General features: G+C 65.8%; 6 protein-coding genes. 1 reads left to right on the forward strand and 5 read right to left on the reverse strand.

Annotation, left to right across the window (positions count from 1 at the left end; translation table 11 throughout):
* Positions 1 to 46: 46 nt before the first annotated feature.
* The 5 genes from GQ466_RS16805 to GQ466_RS16825 all read right to left on the reverse strand — a co-directional run bounded on the left by GQ466_RS16805 (position 47) and on the right by GQ466_RS16825 (position 9,911).
* Positions 47 to 3,235, reverse strand: a complete 3,189-nt coding sequence (locus GQ466_RS16805; RefSeq protein WP_161103750.1) for a type I restriction endonuclease subunit R — start codon at positions 3,233 to 3,235, stop codon at positions 47 to 49.
* On the reverse strand, positions 3,232 to 4,449 hold the full coding sequence (locus tag GQ466_RS16810) for a restriction endonuclease subunit S (protein WP_161103751.1): 1,218 nt from the start codon (positions 4,447 to 4,449) through the stop codon (positions 3,232 to 3,234). Before GQ466_RS16810 ends, GQ466_RS16805 begins: the two co-directional genes overlap by 4 nt.
* Positions 4,442 to 6,049, reverse strand: a complete 1,608-nt coding sequence (locus tag GQ466_RS16815; protein ID WP_161103752.1) for a type I restriction-modification system subunit M — start codon at positions 6,047 to 6,049, stop codon at positions 4,442 to 4,444. The genes GQ466_RS16810 and GQ466_RS16815 overlap by 8 nt, the downstream gene beginning before the upstream one ends.
* 26 nt (positions 6,050 to 6,075) lie before the next feature.
* The gene (locus tag GQ466_RS16820) at positions 6,076 to 8,124 is read right to left on the reverse strand and encodes an SAM-dependent DNA methyltransferase (RefSeq protein WP_161103753.1); all 2,049 of its coding nucleotides are present in this window, start codon (positions 8,122 to 8,124) and stop codon (positions 6,076 to 6,078) included.
* Positions 8,125 to 8,240: 116 nt separating this feature from the next.
* A complete protein-coding gene (locus GQ466_RS16825; protein WP_161103754.1) occupies positions 8,241 to 9,911 on the reverse strand; it encodes a DNA recombination protein RmuC in 1,671 nt (556 codons plus the stop codon).
* A gap of 281 nt (positions 9,912 to 10,192) precedes the next feature.
* Here GQ466_RS16825 and GQ466_RS16830 point away from each other — a divergent pair, with 281 nt between their 5' ends.
* Positions 10,193 to 10,750, forward strand: a complete 558-nt coding sequence (locus GQ466_RS16830) for a DUF4352 domain-containing protein (RefSeq protein ID WP_161103755.1) — start codon at positions 10,193 to 10,195, stop codon at positions 10,748 to 10,750.
* Positions 10,751 to 11,247: the final 497 nt, after the last annotated feature.

Raw genomic sequence — 11,247 nt, forward strand, 5'->3', positions numbered from 1 at the left:
GAACAGATACCACTAGACCCAACCAAAGTAGCACGGCCAGTATCTGTCAGCGCTCAACAGCCGGGGACCACTCGTCGGCGAAGGTTTCAAGTTGTTCGATGACCTTCTGGATGGCGTCGGGCTGCTCTTCGGGCGGGTATCCGTGCTTGGCTAGGAGGCGCTTGATGATGGAGCGGAGTTTGGCTTGGACGTCGTCGCGGGCGGTCCAGTCGGTGGACAGGTTGCGGCGGACGGCCTTGACCAGGTCGCGGGCGATGGCGGCGAGCTGATCGTCGCCCATCAGGGCGCGGACGGTGTCCTTGGCGGCGACGGCGTCGTAGAAGGCTAGCTCGTCGTTGCTGAGTGCCGGGTTGAACTGCCGGCCTCGGTCGGCGTCGGCCGCGACCTCCTTGGCCATCGCGACGAGTTCGGCGATGATCTCGGCCGCGGTGAGGTTCTGGTTGGTGTACTTGCGCATGAGCTCCAGGAGGCGGTCGGAGAAGCTCTGCCGACGCACAACGTTGTGTTTGGTGACTTTGCGCATCTCCTGCTGGACGAGCCGACGCAGCGCCTCGATCGCGATGGCGGGGTGCTTGGCGGCCTGCATCTTCTTGATGTAGTTCTCGTCCAGGCGGGACAGGTCCGGCTGGTCCAGGCCGGCTTCCTTGAAAAGGTCGATGACGTCGCCGGCCTCGATCGCGCTCGCGGTGAGCTGCTTGAGATACAGCTCGACCTCGGCGGGGATGGGGCGTCCCTCCGCCTGGCGGCGGGCGGCGTCGAGCTTGACGACGACCACGCGCACGTCCCGGAAGAACGCGATGTCATCGCGGACGTCGTTCAGGTCGCCGCTGGTCGCGCACAGGGCGTAGAGGCGTGCGAGGCGTCCGGCGCAGCGCAAGAACTTTTCCTTGAGCGTCTCCTTGTCGGCGTCGGACGCGTCGGGCCGGTTGAGCGGATGCTGAGGGTTCCAGATGTAGTCGGCGGTTCCGCGGACGGCGTCGCGGTAGGCGGTCCGCGTCCCAGCTTGGAGGTTCTGGCGCCAGGGGTGATCTCTGAGTAGTTCGCCGATGCCGTCGAGCAGATCGCGGACCTTGGTGATCGCCTCGTCCAGGTCGCGGCCCATCGGCTTGGTGTGCTGGTCGTCGGTGGTGTACTCGGCCAGTGCGGCGATCAGGTTCTCGTGGAGCGGCGCATAGCCGACCATCAGACCGTCCTGCTTGTTGCGGAACGTGCGGTTCACACGCGCCAGCGTCTGCATGAGCTGCGCACCGCGCATCGAGCGGTCTAGGTAGAGGGTGTGCAGCGGCGGCGCGTCGAAGCCGGTCAGCAGCATGTCCTTGACGATGATCAGCTCGAGCTCGTCGCCGGCGTCCTTCATACGCCGCTGGACGGTCTTCTGCTCGCGGGGACGCAGCCGGTGCTTGCGGAGCTTGTCGGGGTCGCTCGTGGACGAACTGTAGACGACCTTGATCTTGCCGGCGTTGACGTCATCGGCGTGCCAGTCCGGCTTTATGGCGATAATTCGCTCGTACAGATCGGCGCAGATCTCCCGCGTGCTGCACACGATCATCGCCTTGCCGGGTGCGTCGATGAACGGCCGCATCGCTTCCGACCGCGTCTCCCAGTGCTCGACGATGTTCGCGGCCAGCTTGTCCAGCCGGGCGGGTGCGCCGTAGACGGCGTTGAGCGTGGCGGTGGCGCGTTCGACCCGCTTGCGCTCGGTGTCGTCCAAGCCCTCCGTGGCCTTATCGGCTTCCTCGTCCAGCTCCTCAGGATCGACGCCCTTGGGCAGTTCGAGCTGGATCAGCCGGTTCTCGTAGTAGACGGGTACCGTGGCGCCGTCCTTGACGGCACGGGTGAGGTCGTAGATGTCGATGTAGTCGCCGAACACGTCCTGGGTATTGCGGTCAATCTCGGAGATCGGCGTGCCGGTAAAGGCGATCATGGTGGCGTAGGGAAGCGCATCGCGCAGGTGGCGGGCGTAGCCGTCGAGACTGTCGTAGTGGCTGCGGTGCGCCTCGTCGACGATCACGATGATGTTGCGGCGGTCCGAGAGAAGCGGATGCGGCCGCCCGGCGTCCTTCTCCTCGGCCGTCTTGCTGAACTTCTGCAAGGTCGTGAAGTAGATGCCGCCGGTGCGCCGGTTGAACAACTCCGTTCGCAGGTCATGCCGGCTGTCGACACGGACAGGCTTCTCCGGGAGCAGCTCGCTGGCATTGAAGCCATCGAAAAGCTGGTCGTCCAGGTCGTTGCGGTCGGTGATGACCACGATGGTGGGGTTGCCGAGCGCCGGATGCTTGAGCACCTGGTTGGAGTACAGTTCCATCTCGAAAGACTTGCCGGACCCCTGGGTGTGCCAGACGACGCCGGCCTTGCCGTTGCTGCGCACGGCCTCAATCGTCTTGCCGACCGCCTTGGACACCGCGAGATACTGATGCGGCTTGGCGATCCGCTTCTGCAACCCGTCGTCCGACTGAGCGAACGCGACGTAGCCCGTCAGCAGCTCCACGAATTTCCGCTGGTCGAACAGCCCATGCAGCGTGAGATTCAACTCGCTGTTCTCCCACTCGGCCGCGGGCTGCTCCACCGGCTCGCCCACCTCGTCGACATTCCACGGCGCGAAGTGGTTGTAGGGGGTGAACGCGGTGCCGTACTTGGTCGTCACTCCGTCCGACACCAGGCACACCACATTGCAGCGGAACGCCTCCCACATGTCGCCGACGTAGGCCATGAGCTGGGCGTGCGCGGCCTCGGGCGTGCCACGCTCGTCACTCATCTTCTTCAACTCGAAGATCGCGACCGGGAGCCCGTTCACGTAAAGCACCACGTCGAAGCGGCGCCGCTCCTCCCCCTTGACCACCATCACCTGGTTGGCGGCCACGAAGTCGTTGCGGTACGGGTCACTCCGGTCGATCAGGTGGACGGTCGGATGCTGTTCCGCGCCATATTCGTCGACGTAGCTGATGCCGCGGATGCCATCGGTCAGATACTCGTGGATCCGGCGGTTCTCCGCCTTGACGTCCTGCGACTGCGGCGACAGCACCAGCGCGGCGGCCTCGTCCACGGAGGAAGCGGGCAGTCCCGGGTTGATCCGGACGATCGCGTCCCGCAACCGTCCCGGGATGATCAGCTCGTCCCAGGACTCCCGCTCACCCGAACCCACGGCGATCTGCTTGCCGTCCCGGTACTCCCAACCGAGCTCGCCGAGCGCGTCCAGTACGTCATGCTCGAAGTCGGCCTCGCTGTAGCCGCTCATACGGCCTCCTCCACGACCTTCTCCGCGTCCCTGACCCTGATCTGGCCCGACATGAGCTTCGGCAACAACACATCCCGCAACTGCATGAGTCTCTGCGTTTCTGCATCCAAAGACTTCATGTGCTCGAAGGACTTCGAGGTGAACTCTCCAAATTTCGCCAACTCAGGCTGCCGAGGTCGACTGAGTGGAAACTCCATGAGCGAGGCCGCCGCTACTCGTTGACGTCCGGATGAACCGACCATGTTCCGGATGGCGTGTTCACGGAATCGGGGACTGCGCGCCAGGCAGTAGGACACGTGAGACGGGATATCGTCGCGCGCGCGCATTACGATGAATTCGGTTGAGCCGATACCGATTTCGTTCGGCTCAAGAAAATCAATGTATGCGGTTTTACCGTTCTCCAGGCACGGGGTGATGCGCGCCATCACGGTATCGCCATTCGAGAATCGAGTTCCCGACTTAGAGGGTCGCCTGGCCCACTGGATGACGCGCGCAGTCCGTGTGGATAGAGCCGCCATATCCACGTAGACGGCATCGTCTCTGCTGGTTGTGCGGTAACGCGGATTGAACGCGATCAAGTCGGAGGCCGTGATTTCCTCGCCTGGGGAAGGATCGACATCAATCGCAAGGTCGGCGAACCGAAGGCACACTATTTCTTCATAAGTCGCGGCAATGCGGTCGTTGACGACGATCTTGTCGTCGAGCGCCCCGAGAACGTTGGCAATAGCCTTTTGCACACACAGTTCTGGAATCCTCGTACTGTACTCGCAGATGCGCGACGGACTAGTGTGACGCACCGTGCTCCCACTTGATGTGGCCAGTATGTAGCTCCGGTAAGAAGGGGTCCTCAGCATGTAATTAAGGAAACTTTTATCCAATATCGATGGATTATCGATTTGAACAAGGCCTATTCTTTGATTGTGCAGGTATGTTGCATCACTCGGAATCATTGCCGAATACCCGAGTGTATCGCCAGCCTTACTCAAATCGGTCATTGTGACAACCAAGTCACCTGCAGACAACACGTATTCACCAGGGACGTCGCCCGTGAAATATTTTTTTCGATTTCCCTTGAAGCCCCCACCGATGGCAAAATTACCAGGGGTGACTAGAATTGGGCCAGGCATGGTTTCGGAGAAAAATTCCCCCTTAAAAGCGAAGCCATGCTTAATTGTTATGACATCCTTTAGTGTAACGTTTCGCCACTCAGACATCGAGGTTCTCCAGTTGCTTGCGGATGGCCTGTTCGAGGCGAGCGGACTCTTCGAAGTGGGTAAAGAGTTCCTTGGTGAGGCGGTCGATCTTGTCGGCGATGGGCTCGTCGTCCTCTTCGGCCTCGGGGGCGCCGACGTAGCGGCCAGGCGTCAGGATGTGGTCGGCGGCCCGGATCTCGTCGGTGGTGGCCGAGTAGCTGAAGCCGAGCTCGTCCTCGTACGTCAGGCCCGCCTCGCGGGCGCTGGGGGTGCCGCGCCAGGCGTGGTAGGCGTTGGCGATTTTCGTGAGGTCGTCGTCGGTCAGGACGCGTTCGGTGCGGTCGAGCAGCGTGCCCATGTTGCGGGCGTCGATGAATAGCGTCTGGCCCTGGCGGTCGGTGTGGCCGGCGCGGGCGGACTTGTCCTTGGTGAAGAACCACAGGCAGGCCGGGATCTGCGTGGTGCGGAACAGCTGCGGGGGCAGGGCGACCATGCAGGCGACGAGGTCGTTCTCAACAAGGGCTTTGCGGATGTCGCCCTCACCGGACTGCTTGGAGGACATCGAGCCGTTGGCCATGACGACGCCGGCGCTCGCGCGAGTGCCGAGCTTGGAGATGATGTGCTGGATCCAGGCGAAGTTGGCGTTGCCGGCGGGTGGGGTGCCGAAGCGCCAGCGGGGGTCGTCGGTCCGGCGGTACCAGTCCGACATGTTGAACGGCGGGTTGGCCAGGACGTAGTCGGCCTTGAGGTCGGGGTGACGGTCCTCGTAGAAAGTGTCGGCCCATTTGGTGGACAGGTCACCGCCGATGCCGTGGATGGCCAGGTTCATCTTGGCCAGTCGCCAGGTGCGCTCGTTGGCCTCCTGGCCGTAGACGGCGATGTCGTCGCGGCGGCCCCGGTGGCTAAGGACGAACTTCTCCGCCTGGACGAACATGCCGCCCGAGCCGCAGCACGGGTCGTACACCCGTCCCTTATAGGGCTCAAGGATTTCCACCAGGACCCTGACGACGCTGGCGGGCGTGTAGAACTCGCCGCCGCGCTTGCCCTCGGCGCGCGCGAACTTCTCCAGGAAGTATTCGTAGACCTCGCCGAGCACGTCGCGGGCGGACTTGCCGTCATGTCCGGTGAAGCGGGCGTCGCTGAGCAGGTCGACGAGTTCGCTGAGTCGGCGCTGGTCGACGTTGATCTGGTTGTAGATGCGGGGCAGGACGCCGGCCAGGGACCGGTTGGTCTTCATGACCGCGTCCATCGCGGCATCGATCAGCTCGCCGATCGCGCCGGACTTCGCCTGCGCCGCGAGGTCGGGCCAGCGCGCGCCCTCGGGGACCCAGAAGACGCCTTCGCGCTCGTACTCGTCCTTGTCGTCCAGGAAGGATTCGTGCCGCGAGTCCGGCACGCCGTCGGCGATGAGCTCGTCCCGGATCTGGGCGCGACGTTCGGCGAAGGCGTCCGAGACGTACTTCAGGAAGACCAGGCCGAGGACGAAGTCCTTGTACTGGGCGGCGTCCATGGAGCCACGGAGCTTGTCCGCGGACTTCCACAGGATCGCTTTCAGCTCCGCCATCGTGGACACGCCGGGCAGTTCGCCTTGTTCGGCGGGGGTCTTCTTGCGGGGCGGCATCTGTCTCCTCTGTTCGGGTTGTCGCGTCAGACGATGGGGTCGGCGAGGGTCAGGGTTCCGTCGGCGAGGCCGGTGGCGGCGATGCGGCGCAGCTCGTCCAGGGCGGCGATCTCGCGGCGGGCGCGGTCGCGGCGGTCGTCCAGGTCGGCCAGCAGCCGGTCCAGCCGATTCAGCTCGGCCGGGGACAGCAGCGGCAGGGCCAGCTCCTCCAGGCGTTGTGCCGGTCGGACGGCTCCGTCGGCTCGTCCGGCGCGGTCCAGCAGAGCGGCCAGCACGCGCGGGGTGAAGTGCTTGCCGCCTTCCTCTTCGATGCGCAGGATGCGGGCCGGGAACTCCACCACCGAGTGGCCGTCGCGGTCGACGGCGGCGGCCGGACGCGGCGCGGTGGTGATGATGACGTCACCGGGCTTACTGTGCCGCGCGCCGGGGCAGGATGTCTCGAACTCGATGCGGTCCACGCGGCGGCTGCCCGGTTCGCTCTCACCGAGAACTTCCGCAGGGCCGAAGACGGGATAGGAGTTCGTCGCGTTCACGGTGCTGGAAGCGGGGAGGATCAGGCCGGCCGGCAGGCGGGTGCCCTTCCGCAGCGACAGGTTCTTCGGATGGCCACTGCCGGACAGTTCAGCGATGGTCGCGGTACGCGGCGGGCGCGGCCTCGGGACGGCTGACAGGTCGCTGTTCAGGCGGGGCGCGTCCGGACGGGCCTCCCACACCACGCGTTCCAGCTCCAGCGTGCGGGCAACGCGTTCGGGCACGTCCCAGCGCAGGTCGTCCTGGGACGGCAGGTAGCGGGGAACCAGGGGACGCGGCGAGGCGATCAGCGCGCGGACGGGAGTCGCGACGGTGTGGACGCGGGAATGGGCGTCGGGATCGAACTGCTCGTCGCGCCAGGCCAGCACATCGGTGACGAGAGCGTCGACCAGTCCGGGAGTGAGGGTGCGGTCGGACACGTCGGCCAGCAGCACCTTGCCGCGTTCCCCGACCGCGTAGTCGGCAGTGAGCACCCACAGTGCGACCTCGTATCCGGGGCGGTAGGGAATGAGCCCGCCGGGCAGCCGGATGACGGCCTTCACCGAACCGGACGCCAGCAGCTCTCCGCGCAGGACGCCGGCGTCGCTGGTCGGGTCGAGCGCGGCCGTGGTGTCGGCGGGCGCGACCACGATCGCGGTCGCGCCATGAGGTAGCGGCAGCAGCAAGTCGTTCAGCGCGTTCAGTGACAGCGCGGCGGAGCGCCCCTCGGCCGGACGGTAAGGCAGTTGTGTGACGACGACCGTGGCCTCGTCCAGGCATCCGTCCGGGTCGGTGCGGACGTCGAACTCGATCTCGGGAACGTCGCGGACGGCCAGGCGCCGCCGCGTCAGCCGCGCCGTCGGCGGGTCGGCGCAGCAGGCGGTGACGTGCAGGGCCTGGTCGTCGCGGAGCGTGCCCGCGACCGCGATCACCAGGTCACCGACTCCGGCGTACGGGTCGACGAGCCGCACTTCGCCGTCGCTGTCGGCGTGGGCGCGGGCATCGGCCAGGCCTGCGACCAGGGACTCAAGCCCCGAGTCCAGCCGGCCGGATGACATGTCGGTGGCGCCGAGCCGATCGCGCACCTGCAAGATCCGTTCGAACGCGCCGCGGGTGCTCCAGGCGGCCTCGACCAGCTCGTCCACCGCGGCCGGCAGCCAGGACACGCGCAGTCCGCGGATCTCCGACGCCAGCAGGTCGTCGTCCGGGTCGGCCTCGTCCGCCCGCTCCCGCAGGCGTGCCATCAAGCCCGGCGACTCGTCGTCGAGCGGCTCGTCATCGGACAGGTGTCGCAGGCAGATCAGCGCGGTCAGCGCGGGGATCAGCGTGCTGGACGGCAACCGGGCGCCGAGCCGGGCGAGCGTGTGGACCCGCAGGTCCCCTTCGATCTCGCTCCGCCGGGCCCGCCCGGTCTCGACCAGCCAGTCGATGATGTGTGCGGCGTCGAAGAGCTGCTGGCCGCGTTCTTCGGTCGCCGGCTGCGGGAAGTCGGGGTAGCGGCGGCGCCACGTGCTGACGACTGGCCGTTTCACGTCCGCCAGCTCGGCGATCTCCGTCATGGACATCAAGAGCGCCTCGTCACGAGCCACCTTCACGGCCAGCACCTCCTCTCTCCCGCGTGCGATCGACAGTAGGACAACAGGCCAACTCCGGCTACTAGATTGACCGATAAGGAGGATTATCAAGCACTCTCTGATTTGACATCGGATTCATGTTCCGCGGACTCCACCGCCCGGACGACAGGCTCGGCCGACGCCGCCTCCAGCAGTTCCGGAGCCTTCAGAGGCCGAGCGGAACCGTTCACCTCGGCCATCTGGTGAAGGTCCTCATCGACGACCTTCAACTCTTTGAACTTCCGTGCCGTCACCATCACGCGGCCTTCGAGCGAGGCGACCGCCTCGTTGTAGGCCTTCATCGAGCCGTCCAGAGAGCTGCCGAGCCGCTTGAAGTAGGTCGCCATCGTCGCGAGCCGCTTGTGCAGTTCGCGACCCAGATCATGCACCTGACGGAGGTTCTCCTGCAGCGCCGCCTGCGTCCACGCGATCGCCACCGTGCGGAGCATCGCGATCAGCACCGTGGGCGTCGCGATGACGATCCGCTTCTTCGCCGCGTGCTCCACCAGGCGGGGGTCGGTGTCGAGCGCGGCCTGCAGCAGCGCCTCGCTCGGCAGGTACATGACCACGAACTCCGGGCTGCCGGCGACGTTCCGGTAGTACTCCTTGGCCGCCAGCGTGTCGATGTGCTTGCGCACGTGCCGCGCGTGGCGGGCCATGTGGCGCTCCCGGTCGGCGTCGTCGGTGGCCTCAAGCGCGTCCAGGAACGCGGCCAGGGAAACCTTCCCGTCCACGACGACCCGCTTGCCGCCGGCCAGATGCACCACCATGTCGGGACGCAACGACCTCTCGTCACCGTCGATGTGCTTCTGCAGCTCGAAGTCGCAGTGCTCCTTCATGTTCGCCAGTTCGACCGCGCGCCTGAGATGTAGCTCGCCCCAGTTGCCCCGAACCTGTGGCTTGCGCAGCGCGTCCGCCAGCGCCCGGGCCTGCGTGCTGCTCTGGACGCTCGCGTCCGCCAGCACCCTGAGCTGCTCGCTGAGTCGGCTCTCGTTGTCGCTCCGCTTGGAGTCGAAGGTGCTCAGCCGCTGGGCCATGTCCGCCAGCCGCTCGGTGATCGCGCGGTCGACCGACCCCAGCCGGTCGTCCGCGACGGCGATCAGCCGGTCCTGCGAGGACTCCAGCATCTTCGTCACGAACGCCTCGAACTGCTTGGTCTGCTGCCGGGCGGTGTCGTCGCGCAGCGTGTCCAGCGCCTTGCGGGCCGCCTCGACCTCCGCCTGCTGCCCACGCAGTCCTTCGCACTCCTTCCGGGCGACGGCCAGGTCCTGCTTGATCCCGGCCAGAATCTGCTCCTGCCGGTCGACGTCCCCCTGGAGCTTTGCCTCTGCCCGCCGGCTCTGCTGCAGCCGCTCCTCAAGGGAACGGGTCTGCTGCACGCTTTCCTGCACCGACTCTTTCAGGAGCGCGTTCTCCTTCTCCGCCGCCTGCAGCTTTTCCCGCGTCGTCTCCAGGTCGCGGCCGAGTCGCGCCGCCTGTTCTGCCCGTTCGTTGTACCGCGCGGACAGGTCCGCCCAGGCCGCGTCCGCCTTTTCGGCTCGGCTGCGGGCCCGGTCCCGTTCTGAGCGCAGCTCATCGGCCTGTGTCCGCGCCTGGTCGCGTTCAACCCGGACGACCTGCAGATCGGCCGACAGCCTGCTCCTTTCCGCGGCGTACCGGCTCCGTGCGAGCACGTAACCGAGGGCGCCGAAGAGGGCGCCCGACAACGAACAAAGGACGACACAAACAAGAAGGTTCATGGTGGACCTCGGGGAAGACGGTCGGCGCGGTTCTCGACGACCCGGCAGTGGCTCGGAAGCGGATGTGCGACTCCGGAGGATTCGCGGGACCTCGGAGCCGCAACGAGCCCAGACGCTACGCCGTCTGATCAACGCTAAGAATGCTTCAGTGCGATAACCCGGCTTATCAGTCGCTTCGTCCGTCTAATTTACGGCGGCTGGTTACGTTGTGGGTCGCCGCGGTGGGCCAGTCCGCTCGCCGACGGCACACCCCGGGCACAGTCCTCATTCAAGGAGCCGAAATGAAGAAGTCCCTGCTCGTCCTGCCGGCCCTGCTGTCATTCGCCCTCACGGCATGTGCAGGCACCGATGTGACCAGCAAGTCCGACAACAACCCTGCCGCCTCGAAGGGGGACGGAAAGCCGGCAAAGGCGCAGGGCGCGCGAGCCACGGTCGGCGACACCATCACGCTTGCCGGCAACGAGAGCGGCCTCAAGCTCGAGGTGACCGTGGTGAAGGTCGTCCCATCGGCCAGGCCCAAGGACGAGTTCAGCACCCCCGAGCCCGGAAAGCGGTTCGCCGCCGTCCAGATCCGGCTGAAGAACGTGGGCTCCGTCACCTACGACGACTCCCCCGGCAACGGCGCCCAGCTCATCGACACCGAGGACCAGCAGTACGACGAGGACCTGAACGACATCTCCCTCGGCACCTCGATCGGCACCTCCGTCAAGCTGGCGCCCGGCAGCAGCCGCAAGGGTTACCTGGTGTTCTCCGTCCTCAAGAAGGCCAGGCTCAGCAAGTTCCAGTTCAGCCTGGACAGCGGCTTCGGCCCCCAGACCGGTGAGTGGCTCCTGAAGTAACCGCCGAGCGGCCCTCGTGGTCCCGGCCGGAACCGGCGGCGCACCGACCGTGTGCCGCGACGGACCCTGCCGCCCCTCTGAACCTCTCAGGGCCGGTCGCCCGTAAACCGCATGGACTCGACTGTCCCGTGGCGGCTCTGTTGCGGCACCAATGAAAGTTCGCATCACCGCGCCAAGGAGCCGGCGATGAAACGAGAGTCAGCCGATCAGCGACGGCGGCGGGCTGGCGGCCATCGGGAATTCAACGGCCGTCGCAAGCTTCCGCCTTGAGAGACCGCCGTTGAAAGACCTCGAATTGCAACGGCTCGCAGCTGCTCGACATCAGCGTCACAGCGCGAGCATGGTCGGAGATCGCCGCCGCATCAGAAGTCTGGGGACCCGCTCAGCCACGTCATCGAACACGGCGTGTCGGCCGCCCTGTCCTCGCCATCGAACCAGCTTAGATTCACACAACGGGTTCCAGGCGCAGGACACTAGACACCTCATCGGGCATACCT

Origin of the sequence: Actinomadura rayongensis (assembly GCF_009831215.1) — a bacterium.
GTDB lineage: Bacteria > Actinomycetota > Actinomycetes > Streptosporangiales > Streptosporangiaceae > Spirillospora > Spirillospora rayongensis.